The organism is Lysinibacillus sp. FSL L8-0126, from assembly GCF_038630385.1.
GTDB classification, from domain to species: Bacteria; Bacillota; Bacilli; order Bacillales_A; family Planococcaceae; genus Lysinibacillus; species Lysinibacillus fusiformis_D.
In genome coordinates this window covers 1,146,262-1,166,190 of the sequence record NZ_CP152028.1, presented here as the reverse complement: position 1 = coordinate 1,166,190, position 19,929 = coordinate 1,146,262, and the positions used below count along the sequence as shown (strand labels likewise).

At 35.6% G+C, this 19,929-nt stretch carries 33 protein-coding genes; 26 read left to right on the top strand and 7 right to left on the bottom strand.

Features of this window, described 5'->3' with window-relative positions:
* The first annotated feature begins 22 nt into the window (after nt 1–22).
* The 4 genes from MHI34_RS05620 to MHI34_RS05605 all read left to right on the top strand — a co-directional run bounded on the left by MHI34_RS05620 (nt 23) and on the right by MHI34_RS05605 (nt 4,381).
* Complete coding sequence (locus MHI34_RS05620) at nt 23–1,072, top strand: NAD(P)/FAD-dependent oxidoreductase (protein WP_036117955.1); 1,050 nt, start codon at nt 23–25, stop codon at nt 1,070–1,072.
* Between the two features lie 80 nt (nt 1,073–1,152).
* The gene (locus MHI34_RS05615; RefSeq protein ID WP_036117951.1) at nt 1,153–1,965 is read left to right on the top strand and encodes an AraC family transcriptional regulator; all 813 of its coding nucleotides are present in this window, start codon (nt 1,153–1,155) and stop codon (nt 1,963–1,965) included.
* Nucleotides 1,966–2,069: 104 nt separating this feature from the next.
* Nucleotides 2,070–3,584: an SNF2-related protein gene (locus MHI34_RS05610; protein ID WP_058843977.1), complete on the top strand. Its 1,515-nt coding sequence runs from the start codon at nt 2,070–2,072 to the stop codon at nt 3,582–3,584.
* Nucleotides 3,585–3,601: 17 nt separating this feature from the next.
* Entirely contained in the window at nt 3,602–4,381 is a 780-nt protein-coding gene (locus MHI34_RS05605; protein WP_141905196.1) for a YqhG family protein, read from the top strand.
* Nucleotides 4,382–4,421: 40 nt separating this feature from the next.
* On the opposite strand, the gene MHI34_RS05600 is transcribed toward MHI34_RS05605, so the two are convergent.
* Nucleotides 4,422–4,742 carry a metalloregulator ArsR/SmtB family transcription factor gene (locus MHI34_RS05600; protein ID WP_271912159.1) on the bottom strand — a complete coding sequence of 107 codons (321 nt, stop codon included), beginning with the start codon at nt 4,740–4,742 and terminating at the stop codon, nt 4,422–4,424.
* Nucleotides 4,742–5,164: an SRPBCC domain-containing protein gene (locus MHI34_RS05595; protein WP_036117940.1), complete on the bottom strand. Its 423-nt coding sequence runs from the start codon at nt 5,162–5,164 to the stop codon at nt 4,742–4,744. The genes MHI34_RS05600 and MHI34_RS05595 overlap by 1 nt, the downstream gene beginning before the upstream one ends.
* Before the next feature lie 228 nt (nt 5,165–5,392).
* Here MHI34_RS05595 and MHI34_RS05590 point away from each other — a divergent pair, with 228 nt between their 5' ends.
* From MHI34_RS05590 to ytxJ, 6 genes are all read left to right on the top strand, one after another.
* Nucleotides 5,393–6,031 carry a LysE family translocator gene (locus MHI34_RS05590; protein WP_340812448.1) on the top strand — a complete coding sequence of 213 codons (639 nt, stop codon included), beginning with the start codon at nt 5,393–5,395 and terminating at the stop codon, nt 6,029–6,031.
* A gap of 398 nt (nt 6,032–6,429) precedes the next feature.
* Nucleotides 6,430–7,338, top strand: coding sequence for a LysR family transcriptional regulator (locus tag MHI34_RS05585; RefSeq protein ID WP_101966965.1), 909 nt, complete (start codon nt 6,430–6,432; stop codon nt 7,336–7,338).
* Nucleotides 7,339–7,421: 83 nt separating this feature from the next.
* Nucleotides 7,422–8,129, top strand: a complete 708-nt coding sequence (locus tag MHI34_RS05580; RefSeq protein ID WP_058843972.1) for a CoA transferase subunit A — start codon at nt 7,422–7,424, stop codon at nt 8,127–8,129.
* A complete protein-coding gene (locus MHI34_RS05575) occupies nt 8,129–8,764 on the top strand; it encodes a 3-oxoacid CoA-transferase subunit B (RefSeq protein ID WP_036117929.1) in 636 nt (211 codons plus the stop codon). The genes MHI34_RS05580 and MHI34_RS05575 overlap by 1 nt, the downstream gene beginning before the upstream one ends.
* 72 nt (nt 8,765–8,836) lie before the next feature.
* Nucleotides 8,837–9,250, top strand: coding sequence for a VOC family protein (locus MHI34_RS05570; protein WP_342504237.1), 414 nt, complete (start codon nt 8,837–8,839; stop codon nt 9,248–9,250).
* Nucleotides 9,251–9,350: 100 nt separating this feature from the next.
* Nucleotides 9,351–9,689: a bacillithiol system redox-active protein YtxJ gene (gene ytxJ / locus MHI34_RS05565; RefSeq protein WP_036117923.1), complete on the top strand. Its 339-nt coding sequence runs from the start codon at nt 9,351–9,353 to the stop codon at nt 9,687–9,689.
* Between the two features lie 39 nt (nt 9,690–9,728).
* Here ytxJ and MHI34_RS05560 read toward each other — a convergent pair whose 3' ends face one another.
* A complete protein-coding gene (locus tag MHI34_RS05560; protein WP_101966963.1) occupies nt 9,729–10,187 on the bottom strand; it encodes a hypothetical protein in 459 nt (152 codons plus the stop codon).
* Nucleotides 10,188–10,498: 311 nt separating this feature from the next.
* Between MHI34_RS05560 and MHI34_RS05555 the strand changes: the two genes are divergently transcribed.
* The 4 genes from MHI34_RS05555 to MHI34_RS05540 all read left to right on the top strand — a co-directional run bounded on the left by MHI34_RS05555 (nt 10,499) and on the right by MHI34_RS05540 (nt 12,656).
* Complete coding sequence (locus MHI34_RS05555) at nt 10,499–10,663, top strand: phage holin family protein (RefSeq protein ID WP_155273175.1); 165 nt, start codon at nt 10,499–10,501, stop codon at nt 10,661–10,663.
* A gap of 124 nt (nt 10,664–10,787) precedes the next feature.
* Nucleotides 10,788–11,114: an N-acetylmuramoyl-L-alanine amidase gene (locus MHI34_RS05550; RefSeq protein ID WP_051891571.1), complete on the top strand. Its 327-nt coding sequence runs from the start codon at nt 10,788–10,790 to the stop codon at nt 11,112–11,114.
* 156 nt (nt 11,115–11,270) lie between these two features.
* Entirely contained in the window at nt 11,271–11,426 is a 156-nt protein-coding gene (locus MHI34_RS05545; RefSeq protein ID WP_170829845.1) for a hypothetical protein, read from the top strand.
* A gap of 411 nt (nt 11,427–11,837) precedes the next feature.
* A complete protein-coding gene (locus MHI34_RS05540) occupies nt 11,838–12,656 on the top strand; it encodes a hypothetical protein (RefSeq protein ID WP_036117894.1) in 819 nt (272 codons plus the stop codon).
* A gap of 334 nt (nt 12,657–12,990) precedes the next feature.
* Here MHI34_RS05540 and MHI34_RS05535 read toward each other — a convergent pair whose 3' ends face one another.
* A complete protein-coding gene (locus tag MHI34_RS05535; RefSeq protein ID WP_244504844.1) occupies nt 12,991–13,164 on the bottom strand; it encodes a hypothetical protein in 174 nt (57 codons plus the stop codon).
* Between the two features lie 195 nt (nt 13,165–13,359).
* Between MHI34_RS05535 and MHI34_RS05530 the strand changes: the two genes are divergently transcribed.
* From MHI34_RS05530 to MHI34_RS05520, 3 genes are read left to right on the top strand one after another with little or no spacing between them, the layout of a single operon-like run.
* Nucleotides 13,360–13,656: a helix-turn-helix domain-containing protein gene (locus MHI34_RS05530; RefSeq protein ID WP_230593749.1), complete on the top strand. Its 297-nt coding sequence runs from the start codon at nt 13,360–13,362 to the stop codon at nt 13,654–13,656.
* A 9-nt stretch (nt 13,657–13,665) separates the two neighbouring features.
* Nucleotides 13,666–14,241, top strand: coding sequence for a helix-turn-helix domain-containing protein (locus MHI34_RS05525; RefSeq protein WP_230593748.1), 576 nt, complete (start codon nt 13,666–13,668; stop codon nt 14,239–14,241).
* Between the two features lie 27 nt (nt 14,242–14,268).
* Nucleotides 14,269–14,436, top strand: a complete 168-nt coding sequence (locus MHI34_RS05520; RefSeq protein WP_155273174.1) for a hypothetical protein — start codon at nt 14,269–14,271, stop codon at nt 14,434–14,436.
* Nucleotides 14,437–14,826: 390 nt separating this feature from the next.
* Here the strand turns inward: MHI34_RS05520 and MHI34_RS05515 are convergent, their stop codons facing one another.
* The 3 genes from MHI34_RS05515 to MHI34_RS05505 all read right to left on the bottom strand — a co-directional run bounded on the left by MHI34_RS05515 (nt 14,827) and on the right by MHI34_RS05505 (nt 17,013).
* Complete coding sequence (locus MHI34_RS05515) at nt 14,827–16,017, bottom strand: site-specific integrase (RefSeq protein WP_342504236.1); 1,191 nt, start codon at nt 16,015–16,017, stop codon at nt 14,827–14,829.
* Nucleotides 16,018–16,090: 73 nt separating this feature from the next.
* Nucleotides 16,091–16,543, bottom strand: a complete 453-nt coding sequence (locus MHI34_RS05510; RefSeq protein ID WP_342504235.1) for an ImmA/IrrE family metallo-endopeptidase — start codon at nt 16,541–16,543, stop codon at nt 16,091–16,093.
* An 11-nt stretch (nt 16,544–16,554) separates the two neighbouring features.
* Entirely contained in the window at nt 16,555–17,013 is a 459-nt protein-coding gene (locus MHI34_RS05505; RefSeq protein ID WP_342504234.1) for a helix-turn-helix transcriptional regulator, read from the bottom strand.
* Between the two features lie 204 nt (nt 17,014–17,217).
* Here MHI34_RS05505 and MHI34_RS05500 point away from each other — a divergent pair, with 204 nt between their 5' ends.
* From MHI34_RS05500 to MHI34_RS05460, 9 genes are read left to right on the top strand one after another with little or no spacing between them, the layout of a single operon-like run.
* On the top strand, nt 17,218–17,463 hold the full coding sequence (locus MHI34_RS05500) for a helix-turn-helix transcriptional regulator (protein ID WP_342504233.1): 246 nt from the start codon (nt 17,218–17,220) through the stop codon (nt 17,461–17,463).
* Between the two features lie 13 nt (nt 17,464–17,476).
* Complete coding sequence (locus MHI34_RS05495; RefSeq protein ID WP_342504232.1) at nt 17,477–17,662, top strand: helix-turn-helix domain-containing protein; 186 nt, start codon at nt 17,477–17,479, stop codon at nt 17,660–17,662.
* A complete protein-coding gene (locus MHI34_RS05490; RefSeq protein ID WP_342504231.1) occupies nt 17,659–17,898 on the top strand; it encodes a DUF6877 family protein in 240 nt (79 codons plus the stop codon). Before MHI34_RS05495 ends, MHI34_RS05490 begins: the two co-directional genes overlap by 4 nt.
* Nucleotides 17,895–18,155 (top strand): hypothetical protein, encoded by a 261-nt coding sequence (locus tag MHI34_RS05485; RefSeq protein ID WP_342504230.1) that lies wholly within the window; start codon nt 17,895–17,897, stop codon nt 18,153–18,155. The genes MHI34_RS05490 and MHI34_RS05485 overlap by 4 nt, the downstream gene beginning before the upstream one ends.
* A 12-nt stretch (nt 18,156–18,167) precedes the next feature.
* Nucleotides 18,168–18,374, top strand: a complete 207-nt coding sequence (locus MHI34_RS05480) for an IDEAL domain-containing protein (RefSeq protein WP_342504229.1) — start codon at nt 18,168–18,170, stop codon at nt 18,372–18,374.
* 16 nt (nt 18,375–18,390) lie between these two features.
* Nucleotides 18,391–18,735: a hypothetical protein gene (locus MHI34_RS05475; protein ID WP_342504228.1), complete on the top strand. Its 345-nt coding sequence runs from the start codon at nt 18,391–18,393 to the stop codon at nt 18,733–18,735.
* Nucleotides 18,735–18,992, top strand: coding sequence for an AbrB/MazE/SpoVT family DNA-binding domain-containing protein (locus tag MHI34_RS05470; protein ID WP_342504227.1), 258 nt, complete (start codon nt 18,735–18,737; stop codon nt 18,990–18,992). The genes MHI34_RS05475 and MHI34_RS05470 overlap by 1 nt, the downstream gene beginning before the upstream one ends.
* Nucleotides 18,993–19,001: 9 nt before the next feature.
* A complete protein-coding gene (locus MHI34_RS05465) occupies nt 19,002–19,130 on the top strand; it encodes a hypothetical protein (protein ID WP_342504226.1) in 129 nt (42 codons plus the stop codon).
* Nucleotides 19,131–19,135: 5 nt separating this feature from the next.
* Nucleotides 19,136–19,909 (top strand): ArsR family transcriptional regulator, encoded by a 774-nt coding sequence (locus MHI34_RS05460; RefSeq protein WP_342504225.1) that lies wholly within the window; start codon nt 19,136–19,138, stop codon nt 19,907–19,909.
* Nucleotides 19,910–19,929: the final 20 nt, after the last annotated feature.

Below are 19,929 nucleotides of genomic sequence, written 5' to 3'. Positions count from 1 at the left end.
AAATTGAAAGGTGTGTTAAGTATTGTTAGAACAAGAATTGTATGATGTAACAATCATTGGTGGTGGGCCCGCAGGTCTATATTCTAGTTTTTACTGTGGTTTACGAGAAATGAAAACGAAGCTAATTGAATCACAACCACAGCTAGGCGGTAAAATTCATGTTTACCCAGAGAAAATGATTTGGGATGTTGGGGGTGTAACGCCTATTTCAGGGGGACAACTAATTAAGCAATTAGTTGAGCAAGCCTTAACGTTTAACCCTTCTATTTATACAGATGAAAAAGTGCTGTCCATTGCCAAAAATGAAGATGGCATTTTTATGATCACTGCGGAGTCAGGAAATATTCATTATTCCAAAACGGTTATTGTCGCTATTGGCGGAGGTATCCTGAATCCTCAAAAAATTGAAATTGAAGGCGCTGAACGCTTTGAAGTTTCTAATTTAAATTACACAATTAAATCCTATGAAAAATTTAAGAATAAGGCAGTTATTATTTCCGGTGGTGGTAACACTGCTGTAGACTGGGCATTAGAGTTAATGGAAGTAGCTTCCAAAGTCTATTTAACATATCGAAAAGATACATTGTCTGCACATGAGGCTCAAATTACAGAGCTTACAAATAGTTCTATTGAATGCCATTTCAATTCTGAAATTACGAAACTGATTGCAGACGATCAAGCAGGAATGATTAAAGCGATTTCTTTAACTAATCATGAAACAGGCACTGTAACAGAGATTCCTATTGACGAAGTGGTCATCAGTCATGGATATGTACGTGATAAGGAGCTATTAGATAATAGTCCGTTAGCCATTGACCGTAAAAATGATTATTTTATAGCTGGTTCGATTAATAGTGAATCGTCCATTCCGGGCCTTTATGCAGCAGGTGATATTCTTCACCATGATGGTAAAATCCATTTAATTGCAGCTGCCTTCCACGATGCACTTCATGCAGTAAATAGTGCGAAGAAATATATTCAACCTGATGCTTCTGAGGGCGGTATCGTTTCCTCACATAATGATATTTTCAAACAACGTAATCGCAAGCTACTACAGGAAAGTTTAAAATAATCGATTTTAGGAGCACTGATGCATTGTTGGTGTTCCTTTCTTTTTGTCTTAATACTATGAAGTGAAGGAGAGCATTCAAAATGGATATACAAGAAATCATAGAATTTTACACAACTGCTCCATTAACATTTTTGGATGTGATTACGGAGAAGATTTCCTCCGAAACGGTCGTTACGAATTACAAGACGATGACGAATGCAGCTGGTTTAATATTTCCTATCAATGGAGTAGCAGATGTTAAAATTGAAGGCAAAAATTACCGATTAGAAAAAGGACAGATTATCCATGCGGGTCCAAACTTATCTATCCAACGAACAATTACAAGCGATACTAAATTCGAGTATGCTGTCATTCATTTTCAACTATCAGACGGAGAAAATTCAAAGTTTCCACTCTACAATCGTCATTTTGCCTTACAGGTAGGAGAGCAGCTAAAATTAATGAATTTGTTGCAGCAATTAATACAAAATTATGTCATGGGTAGTCATTTATCATTTCTTCAATCGAAAGCTCTTTTTTTTAATATTTTAGAAGAAATCATTTTAGTCATTAAAATGAGGGATTATCAATATAAAAAAGAAAATATAACGTTAATTACGGAGTATATGCAAGAAAACTATACAAAGAATATGACTGTTATGGATATCGCGAATCATTTTAAAATGGAAAGAAGGAAACTGTCCTATCTATTTGAGAAAAAAATGGGTGTTAGCCCGAATGTTTATCTTACTGTTTTGCGTATTCAAAAATCTAAAGTATTATTGAGAACTTCTCATTTATCTGTTAAAGATATTGCGGAAAAAGTGGGTTACACAGATTACTTTTATTTTAGCCGTGTATTTAAAAAAATAACAGGTTTATCGCCTAGCCAATTTCGTAAACATATAAACTAACAAACACCTAGTGAAAAATAACTTTCATTAGGTGTTTTTCATCTAAAAAGAACATATCTTTCCCTTTTTTGGACAACCTAAGCTAGAAAAAATAACATGAGGTGATGATCATGAAAATAGAAAGGTCGTCCGAGTGGGAAGAAGGCTTTAGCAATCGATTAAATCATCTTGAACAATGGCAGAGCTGGACATTATATAAGATGAACTATGATATTGTGAAAAGGAAATTAATCCCTGATTTTACGGGATTACAAGCAACTAAGTATTTACCGCACTTAAAACCATTAGTACACCAGTTAGAAGCGGCTGAAACAGTTATTGAGCGCATGAATGGAAAAGCGATTTTAGCCGATGAAGTAGGTCTTGGTAAAACGATTGAAGCGGGCTTAATTTTAAAGGAATACCTTATTCGAGGCCTTGTTAAAAGGGCATTAATTTTAGCACCTGCTTCTCTCATTAATCAGTGGATTGAAGAGTTAAATTTAAAATTTCATATACCGGCCATCGCCTATAAGAAAAATTGTCCAATAGAGCGCTACGATGTCCTCATTATGAGTATGGATACGGCTAAAAAAAGTCCCCATAAAGAGCGCATTTATGAGCAGGATTACGACATGATTATTATTGATGAGGCACATAAATTAAAGAATAATAAAACACAAATTTATGAGTTCGTACAAGGGTTAAAGAAAAAGTTTTGCTTATTATTAACAGCCACACCTATTCAGAACGATGTGTTCGAACTGTATTATTTAATTTCCTTATTAAAGCCAGGGCATTTAGGGAATTACGATACATTCCAGTCAGCCTTCTCTGCTAGTAAGCATCATTTAGAACATGATGATTATTTAAAAGAATTGGTCAATCAGGTAATGGTGAGAAATCGGCGAGAAGATACAGGGATTGAATGGACAAATCGCTGTGTTCAAATTGTACCGATTACATTTACGGAGGCAGAGAGGGAAGTTTACGATTTGCTTGGAGCCCTTGAAAATACAGGTTCCTTTTCATTAATTACTTTACAAAAGGAAATGTGTAGTAGCAAGGAAGCCACAGCATTAACACTAACGAATATGCTAGATGATCATGTGCAGCCACAAGAACTTGAAGCGATTTTAGCAAAGCTTATGGCCTTAGAAGTAAATTCAAAGGCGGAGAAAACGCTAGAAATCGTAAAACAAGCAGATGACAAGGTTATTATTTTTACAGAGTATCGGGCTACTCAAGTTTATTTACAATGGTATTTGCATACTAATGGCATAACGAGTGTCCTGTTTAATGGGAAGTTCAATAAAAGCAAACGAGATTATATGAAGCATCTCTTTAAAGAGAGAGCACAGGTACTCATCGCAACTGAGGCAGGAGGCGAAGGAATCAACCTTCAATTTTGTCATCATGTCATCAACTATGATCTACCATGGAATCCAATGAAGCTAGAGCAACGTATTGGTCGTGTCCATCGTTTGGGACAGGAGCATGACGTCCATATTTATAATCTTGCGATTGAAAATACCATTGAAGAAAAAATATTGGAGTTACTTCATACAAAAATTGATGTGTTCGAGAAAGTGGTTGGTGATTTAGATGCCATTTTAACAAACTTTAAAGAATCTGTATGAGGTAAGGAGGGGCAACCATGTATCCGCAACAAGTCCATCACTATTTAAAAGAATTTTTTAACGAGAATAACTGCGCTATTTTAGGTGAAGAGGATCATTATTTAACAGTTCAACTAACGGTGGATATTGATAAAAGGATTATGAATAGGCCATTTTATTGGCAGTATATTGAAGCGACTAATAGTGAGCCAAACCCAGCTCAAGTAACCTTCATAACAAATCAAACGTCAATAGCTGGTAACTTATTTGGAGAGGCCATTCATTACGGCTCACCACGTTTAAATCAGCTATTTGTAGCAACAAAAGAATTAGGAGCCTATGTTCAACTGTTTGAAAAGGTGGATAGTGCAATGGGTCAGGTCATCCTAACACCTTGGTTAGGTGTTAACTTTAAAGTTTCTTATTGCTGTGATCGTACAAAAGAAATGCTTTATTCATTTGGTATCAATTTATTGACAGGTGTGGTAAAGGAAGATTTTCATGAAACGATTTGTACCTCAGAATTCGACATGGAGCCCGCAGATAATGTATTTCATGTGCAATATATTATTAAGCCACTTCGAGCACTGGAACGACTACATGCAGCAGTTGAAGCCATCATTGAACAAGATGATCATTCATGGGCAATTGAAGCACAGAAACGTTGGCAACGAGATCAACGAGTCTTAGATTATTTTTATGAGGATGTGGAGGATAAACCTGAATGCTATGAAATTGAACGCAAAGCATTAGAGGAGCAATACGAATCTAAAATTAAAATTGAAATCATTAATGGGGGGGTATTTTATCTCTTTTAAATGTGGAGCTGTCCAGTATAAAGACAGCTCCTTTTTTGCTTTAATCCTCTTCAACCATTCTTTGAAGCTGCACCAATTTATTGTCCCAAAATAAATGGAAGTACTGAAGCCAATCTTCAATTTCCTGCAAACGCTCACTATGCAAAGTATAGATTTTTTCTCGACCCTTTTTTTCAGCAGAAATGAGCTCAGCCTGCTCTAATATTTTTAAATGCTTTACGACAGCAGTTCGACTAATAGCAAAGTGCTCAGAAATATTGGAAATAGGTCTATCACTTGCGGCAAGTATCTGTAAAATATTCCTTCTTGTGGGATCAGCAATGGCTTGAAAAACATCATATTTTACGGCTGATTGAGTCATTAGGATTCGGCAATCTCTTTTAATTTATGCTGAATAAGTATTGTCCAGCCGTCATCCATTTTTGTCCGAATAGCTTCAGCAGCAGTATTCGCTTTAGGAATAATATGAGAAGCTTCCTTCCAGCCACCATGCGTTAACGTAAATTCTGTTTGATCGCCAACCTCTTTTAGCTCAAAAGTGACGAACCATCCATCTTGATCCCAGGCAAAACGTAAATAATATGGTGCTTCGACACGTTCTACTTTACAGGGTGAAGGACCAAACGGTGATTGAATAGTGAATTCATGTCCTTCGATTGGTTGAAAATCATTTGGCATAAACCATGAAGCAATTTTTTCAGCGGTTGCGACTGTCTCCCACACTTTTTCAATAGGGGCATTCAAAGTAATCGTTTTGACAATATCCTGTAATTTTTCAGTCATGTATAGTTACTCCTTTATTGTTTGATGAAATGACACTGATGGTACGAGCCTGCTCAAACCAAAAGCGTTTGCAGAGTTGAGTGACATATAACCATAAGGTGTTATGAATATATAACACCTTATGGTTATATGTCAATGGAAAAAGATGATATTATTTTCTATCTTTCAGTAGGTCATCGCTTATGTTAAAATTATTTATAATTTTCTGACATAGAAAGGAGATGTACTATGGTTAACATATCCGTGTTCTTAATTATGTGCATTTTGCTCATTATTTTACCTGGTCCTGATACAGCGATTGCAACTAAGAATACCTTGACTGTAAGTAGAAAGGGAGGATTACAGACAATCTTAGGATCTTGTTGTGGTTTATTAATTCACACATGTGCTGCTGTAATTGGTCTTTCTGCTATTATTGTGAAATCTGCCTATGTATTTGCTGCTTTAAAGTACATTGGTGCAGTTTATTTATGTTATTTAGGTATCAAAACATTATGGACACTACGGACAATTCGCACACAATCACCTGTAGTGCAGGACGATGCAAATATGGATCACAAATATTCGCAGCAGTCCTGCTTTAAACAAGGGTTTCTTACAAATGTGACAAATCCAAAGGTCGCTGTATTTTTCCTAACGTTTCTACCTCAATTTGTAGACGGTACGAGCGGGACATTTTTTCCATTTTTAATAATGGGTCTTATTTATACAGCATTAACAATGTTATGGTTTGTCTTCTATGTGTATCTATTAGATCGAATTAGCGCCTTTATGAAAAAACCATCGACGAAGGCAATAATTGAAGGCGTAACGGGTGCTGTATTAATTGGATTCGGTATTAAACTGGCATTAGAAAAAGCCCATTAAATGGGTAGTGACTCCTTAAAAATAGAGTTTTAGTTATGTAGCTAATCGGCTGGCATAAGTTCGGTATTTTACCAGGCTCATGTCTGCCTATTTTTGCTTAATTCGATCGTTATTATAGTAATCGATATATTCCTCTATTTTCTTCTTTAACGCTTCATAGGAAATTAATTCTTCTCCCTATTACATTTCTTGTTTGAGTAAGCCAAAAAAGTTCTTCATGTGATAGTGATACGTTGCTTCTGGAATATCGACTTGTTTAAAGATGTCTTTTAATCGGAACCCTTCTTCTTTGGGTTCTTTATCCAGTAAAGGATTAAACGAATTGAAGGAGAATTTATTACTAAAAGGAATTCTACATATCATTTCATAATAAATATGAATAAATGAGGAAGATGTTTATGGAATTACGGGATTTAAAAGCATTTATGGCTGTGGTTGAACAGGGAAGTTTTACAAAGGCTGCAAATGTGTCCTTTGTATCTCAGCCATCACTAAGCAAAAGTATCAAGAAATTAGAAGAAACATTACAAGTTGAATTGTTGAACAGGTCTACTCGCAAAGTAGAGCTAACAGACGCAGGGAGTATTGTCTTTCAACAGGGACAAAAAATATTGCACGGTGTTCAAGAGTTGCATATTTTATTGGATGATTTATTGAATATTAAAACAGGCGCTATCAAATTAGGGATTCCACCTCTAATTGGCACATTATTTTTTCCTGACATCGCCAGGAAATTTCATCAACTATACCCAGAGGTGCATTTAGAGCTTGTCGAACGAGGCGCTAAAATGGTAGAAATGCTAGTTGAAAATGGCGATGTTGATATGGGCATTGTTGTATTACCAGCAGATGAAAGGAAATTTTCCGTTCAGCCATTTGTAGAGGATCAATTTTTTGTATTTATGAATGAATCCCATCCATTGGCAAAAGAGGATTCTATAGCTTTGAAGGATTTAAAAAACGAAACGTTTATTATCTTTGCAGAGGAGTTCACGCTCCATGACTATATTATTAAATCATGTAAAAGCGTAGGCTTTACACCGATAGTCGGCTATAAAAGTTCACAATGGGATTTGATTTTGGAATTAGTATCCTCCAATCTGGGCGTTACACTATTACCCTTCTCAATTGCCGCGAAGCAAACAAATGCCAATGTGAGAACGATCCCATTACATCAATTTCATATGCCATGGCGTTTAGGGATTATTACGAAGAAAAACACGTATCAATCTTATGCGTTAAAGCAGTTACTCAAAACGATTGGGAGAAATACTGAAAATGGATTTATTCCAATAAGGAATAAATAGTATTCAAATTAATTCCTTTACTTGTAAAATAGCAATGATGTAGAATTTTTCTTAATAAGCGAGCAATTATAGGGGGTTTCGAGATGGGGAATGGGAAAGTATGGAGTTCGTTTGAGGAAGCTGTTGCGGATATTAGAGATGGAGACACATTAGCTGTAGGAGGCTTTGGGCTCTGTGGTATACCAGAAAAATCGATTGCAGCGTTAGTACAGCAGGGCACAAAGGATTTAACGGTTGTCAGTAATAACTGCGGTGTAGATGATTGGGGTTTAGGTCTACTCTTAGCGAATAAGCAGATAAAAAAAATGGTGGCTTCCTATGTAGGAGAAAATAAAATTTTTGAACAACAATTTTTAAGTGGCGAGCTAGAAGTGGAATTATCGCCTCAGGGAACACTTGCGGAGCGACTACGTGCAGGTGGCGCAGGAATTCCAGGATTTTATACTGCGACAGGTGTTGGAACGCCAATTGCGGAAGGAAAAGAAGTAAAGGTTTTTGATGGGAAGGAATTTATTCTGGAAGAAGGCATTGTGGCTGATTTTGCCCTTGTCAAAGCATGGAAAGCAGATAAGCAAGGAAATTTAGTCTACAGAAAAACATCACGTAATTTTAATCCATTGGCTGCTATGGCAGGGAAAATTACGATTGCTGAGGTTGAAGAAATTGTGGAAGTGGGCGAGCTAGATCCAGATCACATTCACACACCAGGTGTTTTTGTACAACGTGTATTGGTAGGTGAAAATTATGAGAAGCGTATCGAGCGTTTAACGGTGAAAAAGGGGGAAGCGTAATGGATACAAGACAAAAAATGGTTAACAGAGCAGTAAAGGAAATAGCAAATGGGATGAATGTTAATCTAGGTATAGGCATCCCAACACTTGTTGCCAATGTGATTCCAGCCGATTATGACGTGCTGTTACAATCTGAAAATGGCCTTCTCGGTATTGGACCTTATCCAGTAGAGGAAGCCGTTGACCCTGATTTAATTAATGCGGGGAAGGAAACGGTCACTGCAGTTCCAGGAGCATCCTTCTTTGACAGTGCAGAATCATTTGCAATGATTCGAGGCGGTCATATTGACCTTGCCATTTTAGGTGGCATGGAGGTATCTGAAACAGGAGACCTTGCAAACTGGATGATTCCAGGGAAAATGGTAAAGGGAATGGGTGGCGCTATGGACCTTGTTGTAGGAGCTAAAAGAGTGATCGTCGTAATGGAGCATGTAAATAAAAACGGTGAATCTAAAATTAAAAAGCAATGTGAGCTCCCCTTAACAGGTAAAGGAGTAGTACATCGCTTAATTACAGACTTAGCTGTTTTTGATTTTACTAAAGATGGCATGCAACTAATAGAGTTAGCAGAAGGTGTTACTTTAGAGGAAGTAAAAGAGAAGACTGCTGCTTCGTTTAGCGTTGCTTTAGCATAATAACTTCAGACCTAGGACTGTTTCCAGCATTATTGTCTCATTCTACAATAGTTTAAAAAGGGAGGCATAACGATGGAACAACAATGGACAAATGAATTAGCAGTTGCACAGGTTAGAGTAGCAAGACCAACAGATCAATTACAAGAAATAGAGCGTTTTTACTGTGAAGGAGTCGGCTTAAAGAAAATTGGCTCTTTTACGGGACACCGTGGCTATGATGGGATTATGATTGGTCTCCCGAATGTAGGCTATCACCTAGAATTTACAGCGCATGTTGATGGAAGTCCTTGTCCTGCACCAACTAAGGACAACCTTTTAGTACTTTATATTCCAAATAATGAAACCATTCGTCGTATTACCGAACGTCTCGAACTTATGGGATATCCCGAAGTGGAGCCTGAAAATCCTTATTGGGCAGAGCAAGGGATAACTATTGAAGACCCAGATGGCTGGCGTCTTGTATTAATGAATACAGCAGGCATCTAACTAAAGAATCCAAAGCACGAGCTATACATATAGTCTCGTGTTTTTTTATGATGATAAATACCTGTTGTGGTATATAATGATTTATAAAGGAGGTTATGCTATGCAACGAATAAAGACATTGGATAATTGGAGCGAGGTGTTAGAGCAATCAAAGCACATGCCATGTCTTGTATTAAAAATTAGCATGACATGTATGAGCAGTATTGCAGCTATAAAGGAATATAAAGCACTCATAACAAAATTGCCGAAGTATCTTGTGATTGTCCAAATGGATAGAGTGGTTTCTAATGCTATTGCAGGTGATCTTCAGGTGAAGCATGAATCACCACAGCTATTAATATTGCAGGATGGGAAGGGAATTTGGCAAGCAACACATGACAAGATAAAACAACCTCTTTTAGTAGAGGCTATAAAGCAGTATGTAAAAACAACAACTTAAAAAAGATACCTCACAATAGGTTGTGGGGTATCTTAATGGTTAATCCTCTAAAGCCTCATCTTCGTGAAAGTTCGTAGCGCTAGATTCTATATCCACCTGTAGATAATTTGCCCAGTCTATTTTATGATAATCCTCTTCACTAAAATAAATATTCAAGACCTCTGTCATTGTTTTATCACCATCAGGCTCAGTGAGTGGAGCATACCAAGTAATAGCAGGTGTCTTCACACTTTCTAGCTTGGATAATTCAGCAAAAATTTTAGTGGAATCCTTCAACATTTGACTTTTTGATCCCTCTGTCACATCTGTGTCCTGAATGGAAATTGTGACAACACCATCTTTAGATTCCTCTACAGAGAATTCATTTTTCACAATCGCACCTACTATATCTTCAACGGTCGTGTTTTGATCGACAGCTACTTCCTTTGGCTCCGTACTTTTTCCACAGGCTGCTAAAAGTAGTGAAGTGAATACAAGTAAATAAATTATTTTTTTCAATATCCTAACCTCCCTTGTTACTCCATATATGCGCAAAATGGGAGGGAATTATACAGGCTATGGAAAGGTTGTACAGACTTTTTAAATTAGGAGGGGAACTAGTCGTATTATATAAAGAAGAAACGTTCCATATTATGTAAAAGGTTATGGCGTTTTCTATAATGAAATTTGTAAAGTGGAAAGTATATTAAAAAAGCAAAGAACTTTAACTCCACAAATAAAAAAAGATGATGTTAATAATAGAAAAAGACCCTTTGGCAAGGCGAGAGGTTGATTTCCGTTCCGCCAGCGTCCTTTCCAGGGGAAGCCCGATGAGTCGCTTCGCTCGGGTCGTTAATCAAAACTTAAACAGTCATACAGGCTTTAACGGAATCATACGAAAGATTTATTATTTAATGCTGGTCGGGTCAATTTACTTATTGCCCGTTGTGATTCCTAGCATTGAGTACGCAGGGGATGAGGCAGCCAATGCCTGACTTTATCAAAAACATTTTGGCAATCGTGAAGGATAAAACAGGAGAGGATGAGGTTAAATGAGTTACTTATTTCAAACAAACTCTTTTACCTTCAAACAAGTATTCACTAAAGGCACCTTTCATCATGGCACCACAATTTATTACAGTACATAGTACAGCCAATGATGGACCAGCTACTAATAAAATTTCGTACATGATTGGAAATAACAATTATGTATCATATCACGTTGCTCTAGATGATAAAGAGGTTATTCAAGCAATTCCTTTCAACCGTAACACTTGGCATTGTGGAGATGGCGGAGGCAGTAGTGATCCTAACGCTTTAAAGAAAGGCAACCGTCTTTCTATTAGCATCGAAATTTGTTACAGCAAAAGTGGTGGTGTACGTTATGGAGTTGCGGAGGAAAACGCTGTTCAATACATTGCAAAGCTTTTAAAGCAATACGATTAGAGCATTGAACGAGTGAAGAAACACCAGGACTGGAATGGCAAATATTGCCCTCACCGTATACTAGCGGAAGATCGTTGGGGTAGTTTCTTGAAAAGAATTGAAGAATCAATGAAACCAAAAGAATCCGATTAACCAACTGAAAAGGATTATGACACAATGAAATTCACAAATGAGACAACTAAAACTGCAGTCCGGGATTACCTCAAAAAAGCAGTAGATAAAAAGCTTATTGATAAGTCACACCTAGACAAATTTGATACTGGTACGTTGACAGGTGGCGATTTTGAAGGAATAAAAATTACAGCGGAATAGTAAATAAGAGAAAAGAGGGGCACTGAAAAATAAAAACTACATCAAGTGCCCTCATAAAAAAACTATTAATTAATTTCCTATAGCTACGGTATAGCTGATACTCCATATAATTAAAATAAACATTATTGTCATAACACTTGCTTCGACATTTGTATCATTCTGTCCCTTTATTAATTTCTTTATTAATTTTATAAAATAGAAACAAAATAAAAACCCATATACTGGCATAAGAAAAAAGCAGCTGAAAGAAAAGAATGCCTCCATTATCTAAACCTCCCTATCTATGTATTATTATAATAAACTAATATACTTCTGAAAAAACTAGTACTTTTTATTCAAATTTAAAATATTTATCCAAAAATGATAAAATATGTATATAATTAAAATTGTAAAAAATAGGGAGGCATGGAAATGAAGAAAAATAGTATTTTAATGTTTTTAGGTGTCATTTTTGCACTAACTTTGGGATTCAATCATCAAGTTGAAGCTGCAGAAGGTGAATCATCTTTAACGGATGCTGAAAAGGATTATTTATATGGCTTGAATTTTAGTAAGGTAGAAGTTGAGAATATGCCATATGAAGAACTAAAGTTCTTAGTTGATAGTGAAGCTGAAATATTAACAAGTTTTGAAGAGATTTATAGTTTTGATGAAGTAACAAGCGATCCATCAGAAGTTACAACTTTTGGTGATATTCCGAGTGCAGATATGAGTTTTAAAGGTAATGTGTTAAAGCTGAATAATAGTACTGTTTCGGGTTACAATGCATTTTATGCACACGCAAACTTCAGATGGTTAAATAAACCGATTTTTGCTTTGACAGATAAAATAGCTATTGGTTTCCCATCAAGTCTTGGTGTTTATATACCAGCTCAATCAGGAAAACTTCAAGGTTTTAACTCAACATATTCTTTATACAATACTTCAACAGGAGGAACTACGTTAATGTCAAGTAGTACTACACCATCAACGTGGGACCCATCTTTAGGAGTAGCAGGTTCGTTTGATCTTAGTGGAACTTTAAATAAATTCCAAACACATGAAGGCACTATTGCTCAAACATTCTATATTAAGTCTTCATCTTCAGGTAAAGCAACAGTTAAGTTCGAATATGGTCATAAGAAATTTACAGGTACAATAGGTATCTCAGTACTTCCTATTGGAGTAAGTATTACACCTAATCAATCAAATGTCGATATAAGAAGTTATGCTGCTAGCTTTAGTTATTAATTAAAATTAATTGAAATTTATCTTACGAAAAAGACCAGGCGCTCAATTGAGTACCTGGTCTTTTTTAGATGTAAGTGAAAATAAATGATGTACTTATTACGTATCCAATGCTAATACAGTTTATTTTGATGTTACCTCTTATGAAAGTATTAACACAATATATTACTAAAGATAAAAATTGCCCAAACCAAAATATGAATAAAACACTAAACCAAATACCAGTTAACATTATAATCCACCTCCTTTAAAAAACAAAAAAAGAGAGCACGCCCTAACAAATAAACGAATTAACGTCTATTAAATGTTAGGGGTACTCCCTTTTTTGTTTTTAAATTTACATATATTCCAATACCATTTGAGTCTTGTTCATTAATTTACTGCCTTGGAACATAAGAGAAGCATTTGCACCTAAAGACTTACCATTATAGCTGTACATAACTACATCTCCAGATTCAGAAATAACGGCACCTTCACCACCAAGGATTTCAAATACTTGATCTTTTGTCATGCCATTTTCTAATTTGTTAAATTGAACAATAGTGCAATTACCGATACTCATAAGTATCAAAATCGATTGAAGTGGACTATTAGGTATCATAGTTTGCTTACAGATTTAGAAGTAAAAGAGATACGTGATAATTTACGTAAAGCATTTAAGTAAAAACGAACAATATTCATTCAATGGATCCTAGAAAGTTCGGAATTGGAAAGCGAGGTGAAAACGAGGGCATTTGAATACTTAGCAACTTACAAAACATTTGATTCAATAGCAGATATGGATTCAGCTGTAGAGAATCATAAGGCTGCTCATTATTACGATTTAACTGAGTCAGAACGTGTCATCGTTTTCAAACTCGCTAGTCATGCTTTAGAGAATCCAGGAGCTTGTCATTTGAAAGCTGCCACAATTGCTGCAGCAATGGAGATCAGCACAAAGACAGTTTATCGAGCTATATCAAAACTGGAATCTTTAGGGATTGTTAAAAAGAAACGACTGTAAAAAGCAAAGGTGGACAAGGAGCAAGCATCTACATTATTTTGCCTTACAATGCCCCAACGTGGAAATGCTGAAAAACCCTGTGAGAGTAAGGTTGAAGCGCAACTATCTGAAAACCAATCATCTAAATATTTTAATCATTTATCTTTTAAAACAAGCACTTTACAAAATATATATAATAATGCACACGCTGAAAAAGAAGCTCATAAGGAATACATGAACGAGTACCAGGTGATGCTATTCGATTTCATGAATAGTTTGCCATTAGCTGATAACTTGAAAGACGAATTGCACAAAGTAGTATTAGCTACTCAGGTTCAAAATGCACCTGACTTTATAAAAGTTAAGAACGTGCTATTTAAAATTGTCATGGATATTAAAGAAGGTGTTCTGACAGTTACAAGCACATTGAGAGCCGTATTTGCAGGAGCGTATAACAAGGCTGTGGAGCGTTCAAGTGTGAAGCTTAGGAAATCATCATCTATTGAAGAAACAGCTAATAGAGAACGTCCAGTACCTTTCTATAATTGGCTGAATGAGCGTGCTAATCGTTCGGAAATATGCAGTAGACCAAACTTAGAAAACTGACTTGAATGGTGAAAGGGGAAATAGAAAATGACGCATTTTGAATATATGGAGCAACAAGGGCAATTATCGATTTTTGATTTAGAGGACCAATATGAGGAAATGAAATTCAAAAAGGCATCCACAATTGTTAGTAAACCTATTGATAAAAAGACTGTGGTTGTCCCATGTAAGGTGGGGCATATTGTGTGTAGGTAATTACTAATATGTGTTAAGTATTATCGTTAATTATTATTAATTTTTGCAACAGTTTTGCAACAATGCCCATTTTGATAATAAAAAACTCACCCTCCAATTAAGTAGGGTGAGTCGCTTCAAAGCCATGTGGCTGTAAGATCAAACTAAAAAGCCGCGTATGCCGTAGTTATTATAGAAAGTTTTAAACCACCACTCCTCAAATGAGTTGTCGGTTGCGCTTTATTTATAAATAATTACAATAAATAGTGTTATTCAAAGGTTTTATAAGGATTTATAAGGTTTTTCAATTATTTTTATCAAGTTTAATCATTAATTACAATTATTTATAAACAAATTTCACAATCTTAACCCCAGTCTAACTTTAGTTTAACCCCATTTTAACCCCAGGGGTTAAGATTGCTTTTTTACTCTAAAGAAACCATCCAGCTTATCAGCTGCTGCGCGATCAGCAGACTTGAAAGCATGACCGTAAGTATTCATTGTTACTGATATGTCAGAATGTCCTAGACGTTCGCTAATTAGTTTGGCATGAACACCTTGTGCGATTAAAAGACTAGCTGATGTATGGCGTAGATCATGAAGGCGAATATATTTAAATTTCCGTTCATTAATAAACTTGTGCCAATGTTTTGAAGGGCTAGTTGGATAAAGGTGTGTTCCATCAAACGAATGAAATAACCATTCTCTTTCCTGTTCAATCCATTTAGTACCTTTTTTTAATTTCTCCTTAGCCCAATGGATACGATATGCTTTCAATTCTTCCATAACTGACTCAGGTAGCGTTACATATCTTTTCGATTTTTTTGTTTTAGTAGATTTAATATGTGGGCCTTGTTTAGTCAAAACGATTGATTGGTGAATGTATATTTGCCGATTATCAAAATCAACATCTTTCCATTCTAACCCCAATAATTCTCCTTTGCGAAGTCCAGCAGCTAATGCAAGAGTAAACATCATTCTCCATAGTTCGGATTCACTTTGTAACATATACATTAACGATTCAATTTCTTCTTCTTCATATATTTGCATTTCTTTATCTACATCATCAGTATCACTAGGACGAGGCTTTTCAACTCCATCCATAGGATTAGTTGATAGTACACCCCATTTAACAGCGTATTTGAAAATACTTTTAAGTGTTCTATATACATCTTGTTTACTGTGATAAGTAACTGGATCGTCTTTGCCATCATAACGTTTCATATCACGTATGACCGTCATAAGATGAAATTGATTTATTTGATCCATACGCATGTGTCCAATGACAGGGATTATGTGCAATTCCAATTTTCGTTGGTGATTCCCAAATGTCGTTAGGGCGAGAGTGGATGCAAAATCTTTTTCCCATTGCCTTGCAAAATCTTTAAAAAGTATTCTTTCAGTTCGTACATAGTTACCTGATAAAACTTCATCTTTAAATTTTAAGTATTCACGATCCAAATATTCTTTCAGTTGCTTTGGTGACATCTTTTCTTCAATGGATATAGATTTACGCCTTTTTGGATATTTTCCTTGAGCATCTTTCGGTAAATAGACAGTGAAACGATAAGAATTTTCTCCACGCTTTTCGATATTTGCCATTTATGTTTCTCCTTTCGATATAGATATGATTCTTAATTAACCTAATAATCACCACCTTTAAGGAATATACGTTCTATTTCAGGGAAATTTTTTTACCATCTATACTTTTTAAAGACACTAATTCTTCGGGAATACCTTGTTCTTTAATAGCATCATAGATGGTAAAACAACTATTATTCTCTATAAATAATTCGTCAGGTAGTAATAATTCAACGGCAAATGTATTAGCTTCTATTTCAAGCTTATCTGTAGAAAAAAGAGTGTGCTTTTTCAAAAAAGAAGTGCTGGTGTCTGAATGTTGAACCGCATGGCCTAATTCATGTGCTGCAATAAAGAATTGAGATTTTCTATCAGCATCTTGGTTTATATGAATAATAGGAACTCTAAAATGTTTATTGTAATAGCCTAATGCATTGCCCAAAGGTTCAAATACAACTATTATTCCCATGAATTTAGCAATTTTAAAAGGATCATTAGTGCCATATTTTTTTACTAATTGATTGACTGTTGACTTAATAGAACACACACGCAACACTCCTATTTACGAAACTTTTTAGGGGTGAATTTCTGTTTAGCTACTCGTTTAGCTAGTCTTAATGAGTTTTCTAAACTAGAAATTAATAACTCTCTATCTTCTAATTCTTCCTCGCTTAATTCATCAAGCGTTCTACCATCAAATGCGGCATGTCCGTTTTTAGATAATCCTTCAAGCATTTTTTGTAATTCTTCTTGTATAGATTTTTCATCTTTTTCAGTTAGTTCAGGAACAAATGGCTTTTCAACACTTATTTCTCCATTTGCCATTTGTTCTAACTCGTCTGTAGTAATACCTAGACCTTTACATACTTTAAGCACGTTATCCACTGACGCATTTCCTATCCCTCTAGCTAACATAGATCTTAATGTTGTGGGTGGTATACCAATCATTTCAGCAAATGCTTTTTTACTATATCCAGCTTCCTCGATTAAGCGTTCAATAATTTTCGCCTTTTCCAATTATAAAAACTCCTTTTATTAACAGTTTATACGAAATTTCGTTCTTTTGTATATAATACTATACGCAATTTCGTATGTAAATAGAATAAAGACGATTTTGCGTTCTTTTTCTTCGGAAATCAGTTGACAATGAACGCAATTACGTTTATATTCGTAAATAACGAAGGACGCAATTGCGTTCTAAGTAAGTGAGGTGATGCAAAAATGTATAAAAATTTACGAGCAGAAATGGCTAGGGAAGGTATCACAATGGTTGATATTTCAGAGTTTTTAAATGTTCGTTACGCAACTGTGAATGACAAAGTCAATGGAAAATATCGTTTTTATTATGACGAGGCATTAATGATTAAAAAGCATTTCTTTCCAAATTGTAGTCTCGAGTATCTTTTTGAAAAAGAGGACGAGATTGAAACAGAGGATGAAAGTGAGCAACAAGTGGTTTGTTTATGAAAGGAGGGTTTACATGGGAAAACTCACTATGTCAGTAGATGAAGTTGCTAATGAGTTAGGTGTCAGTAAGACAACCATTTACACAATGGCACGTCAAAAAGAAATTCCTCATACAAAAGTGAGAGGAAGGATTTTATTTCACAGGCCTACAATTGAACATTGGTTAGTCACTAATACCGTAGGTGGCGAAACCAAATGAACATTAAACCTGTTCCAGCTAATTTAGTTGGCCAAGCATTAACAAGTGGTATTACGCCACTGTATGAGTTACACCAAATTGCTTGTGAGTTACCTATATCTGTTCTATCTGATGTTAAACAGCGTATAGGTGACTGGCTAGCAAGTGGTGGTAAAGAAACAGATCCATACATTAAGCAACAACTGGCTTATGCTCAGAAAGTTTATCAAGCAATTAAGGGAGGTGAAAGAGGATGAAGTTACAACCTGCAGCTGAGATGAAAAAAGTAACTGTCAGCAACTTTGACAAATTAAAGGCTGACGCATTGCAAAGTGATGATTTCAAAAACCTTATTAAAGGCATTGAAAATCAAGCTGAGAAAGGTCTTTGTGAGTATACGTATTACCACAATACCAATAAGCAAATTGTTGCCATTTTCCAACAGGCATTACAAGAGAATGGCTATACAGCTAGCAAACATTTATCAGGCTTGGGACTAAATATTAAATGGTAGGAGGTGATTTAGTTGTTTGAGGACTTATTCAGAGCAGCTGTAGCTAAAGCTCTTGAAATGGCTGTAAATGAAGGGCATTTGATTAAAGAAGATGGCATTGTCTTAAAGCCAGCAACCCTTGAATTAGTAAATGAAGTTGAAGAAATGAACCGCCAGCATTTGATCGATATGGCTTTAGCTAATAATGATCGTGAGCTGTTCATGCAATTAACTAGTTGAAAGGAGGGTGTCATTAATGGCCAAGGTGAAGGTTAGTCAAGAAGTAGCTGATGCATTAGATTATGTTACTAGAAATTTCAGCAATGAAGCGATTATCGATGCACATGTAAGGTGTCCAAATGGGTGGCACATGGATGAAAATAAAGCTCTAAAAGGACTAGATTTAGATGTTCTTTGTCAAGCTTTGTACAACGGTTATACAGCTGAGAAAACACCTGATGAAAAGGTACTTGAGTACTTTAATGTATATAGAAATAAGATTCTTGATGGTACTGCAACACCAACAGAAGAATTGGTTGCACAGGCAATAGAAACAACATGTATCTTATTAAACGCAAAAATTAAAGGAGTGAATTGTTAATGAAATCAACAGGGATTGTTCGTAAAATTGACGATTTAGGTCGCGTGGTTATTCCAAAGGAACTGAGACGTACTTTAGGAATCGAGGAAAAGGATCCAGTAGAAATCTACATCGATGGTGACAAAATCATCTTAAAAAAATATTTACCAAACGGTGAAAAAGAAGATGTAATTTCATCTTTAGAAAAAATGGCTGCTGGTACAAAAAATCCAAATGTTATTGACGTTATTGATCGTGCAATTAAATTAATTCGGTAGGTGGAAAAAATGAATGATTGTCTTTTAGAGGTCTTGGGAGATTATTTTGTAAAACATGATTTGCTCAATAAAGGTTGGAAGTTTCATGAATTTGTTGCCGAATGGCAGCGAGGAACTATCGTTATGGCGAAGGGGTGATCTAAGTGGGCCATAAACATTGGACGCCCAGGGAAATCAAATATGTAGCTGAAAAAGCATTGCTTGATTCAACTAACGCAGTGGTCAATGTAAAACAGATGGCAAAGTATTTAAAGCGCAGTACAGGAGCAGTAAATAATCAAGTACTAAGGCTTAGAAAAGAAGGCATATTACCACCAATTGAGCGTGAAAAGTCAATAGATTTTAATAATAAACCATATTCAGAGCATGCCATAAAACGCATTGAATTCATGTTGAAGAATGGTAGCACAGTACAAGAAATAGCCGATTCTTTAGGTAAAAGCAAAAGGGCTATCGAAAGCTTGTTAAGTCGTTTAAGAGGAAAGGGAACGATTGATTCTCATAAACATCGATATTGGAAAGCTCATGAAGAGGAATATCTGATTAGTTACATTGAATTTGATGAAAATGGCTTTACTAATAATGTGGATGCACTTGCAAATTTTCTTAATCGATCAGTAAGTTCAGTTACAGCAAAAATAAATAAAATGCGCCAAAGTGGTGCCATAAAGATACAACCAGATCTTACAAAGACAAGTGTAAAAGCTAAAAAAGTTCATGAACAATTTAATAATAAAAGATTTGCAGGATACGAAAGGAAGGTGCCTGTGGTGGTTAATACACCGAGTAAGGTTGAGGTTGTACAAGTTGTCCTTACAGTAACAGTCGGTGCTAAAGGAGAGGAAATCCATCAGTATTGGACATTTGATGGAAAATTACTTGCTGAAAATAAAAAACTCACTGAGGGCAATCAGTGAGCAAAGACATAAATCTGTTC

Excerpts from the sequence above, each read along its gene's own strand:
- MHI34_RS05615 (WP_036117951.1), top strand. The coding sequence starts at position 1,153 with ATGGATATACAAGAAATCATAGAATTTTACACAACTGCTCCATTAACA.
- MHI34_RS05610 (WP_058843977.1), top strand. The coding sequence starts at position 2,070 with ATGATCATGAAAATAGAAAGGTCGTCCGAGTGGGAAGAAGGCTTTAGC.
- MHI34_RS05540 (WP_036117894.1), top strand. The coding sequence starts at position 11,838 with ATGAAGAAAAATAGTATTTTAATGTTTTTAGGTGTCATTTTTGCACTA.
- MHI34_RS05500 (WP_342504233.1), top strand. The coding sequence starts at position 17,218 with ATGTATAAAAATTTACGAGCAGAAATGGCTAGGGAAGGTATCACAATG.
- MHI34_RS05495 (WP_342504232.1), top strand. The coding sequence starts at position 17,477 with ATGGGAAAACTCACTATGTCAGTAGATGAAGTTGCTAATGAGTTAGGT.
- MHI34_RS05575 (WP_036117929.1), top strand. The coding sequence starts at position 8,129 with ATGGATACAAGACAAAAAATGGTTAACAGAGCAGTAAAGGAAATAGCA.
- MHI34_RS05475 (WP_342504228.1), top strand. The coding sequence starts at position 18,391 with ATGGCCAAGGTGAAGGTTAGTCAAGAAGTAGCTGATGCATTAGATTAT.
- MHI34_RS05490 (WP_342504231.1), top strand. The coding sequence starts at position 17,659 with ATGAACATTAAACCTGTTCCAGCTAATTTAGTTGGCCAAGCATTAACA.
- MHI34_RS05605 (WP_141905196.1), top strand. The coding sequence starts at position 3,602 with ATGTATCCGCAACAAGTCCATCACTATTTAAAAGAATTTTTTAACGAG.
- MHI34_RS05585 (WP_101966965.1), top strand. The coding sequence starts at position 6,430 with ATGGAATTACGGGATTTAAAAGCATTTATGGCTGTGGTTGAACAGGGA.
- MHI34_RS05465 (WP_342504226.1), top strand. The coding sequence starts at position 19,002 with ATGAATGATTGTCTTTTAGAGGTCTTGGGAGATTATTTTGTAAAACAT.
- ytxJ (WP_036117923.1), top strand. The coding sequence starts at position 9,351 with ATGCAACGAATAAAGACATTGGATAATTGGAGCGAGGTGTTAGAGCAA.
- MHI34_RS05570 (WP_342504237.1), top strand. The coding sequence starts at position 8,837 with ATGGAACAACAATGGACAAATGAATTAGCAGTTGCACAGGTTAGAGTA.
- MHI34_RS05600 (WP_271912159.1), bottom strand. The coding sequence starts at position 4,742 with ATGACTCAATCAGCCGTAAAATATGATGTTTTTCAAGCCATTGCTGAT.
- MHI34_RS05595 (WP_036117940.1), bottom strand. The coding sequence starts at position 5,164 with ATGACTGAAAAATTACAGGATATTGTCAAAACGATTACTTTGAATGCC.
- MHI34_RS05545 (WP_170829845.1), top strand. The coding sequence starts at position 11,271 with ATGAAATTCACAAATGAGACAACTAAAACTGCAGTCCGGGATTACCTC.
- MHI34_RS05515 (WP_342504236.1), bottom strand. The coding sequence starts at position 16,017 with ATGGCAAATATCGAAAAGCGTGGAGAAAATTCTTATCGTTTCACTGTC.
- MHI34_RS05580 (WP_058843972.1), top strand. The coding sequence starts at position 7,422 with ATGGGGAATGGGAAAGTATGGAGTTCGTTTGAGGAAGCTGTTGCGGAT.
- MHI34_RS05520 (WP_155273174.1), top strand. The coding sequence starts at position 14,269 with ATGACGCATTTTGAATATATGGAGCAACAAGGGCAATTATCGATTTTT.
- MHI34_RS05555 (WP_155273175.1), top strand. The coding sequence starts at position 10,499 with ATGAGTCGCTTCGCTCGGGTCGTTAATCAAAACTTAAACAGTCATACA.
- MHI34_RS05550 (WP_051891571.1), top strand. The coding sequence starts at position 10,788 with ATGGCACCACAATTTATTACAGTACATAGTACAGCCAATGATGGACCA.
- MHI34_RS05470 (WP_342504227.1), top strand. The coding sequence starts at position 18,735 with ATGAAATCAACAGGGATTGTTCGTAAAATTGACGATTTAGGTCGCGTG.
- MHI34_RS05485 (WP_342504230.1), top strand. The coding sequence starts at position 17,895 with ATGAAGTTACAACCTGCAGCTGAGATGAAAAAAGTAACTGTCAGCAAC.
- MHI34_RS05590 (WP_340812448.1), top strand. The coding sequence starts at position 5,393 with ATGGTTAACATATCCGTGTTCTTAATTATGTGCATTTTGCTCATTATT.
- MHI34_RS05535 (WP_244504844.1), bottom strand. The coding sequence starts at position 13,164 with ATGACAAAAGATCAAGTATTTGAAATCCTTGGTGGTGAAGGTGCCGTT.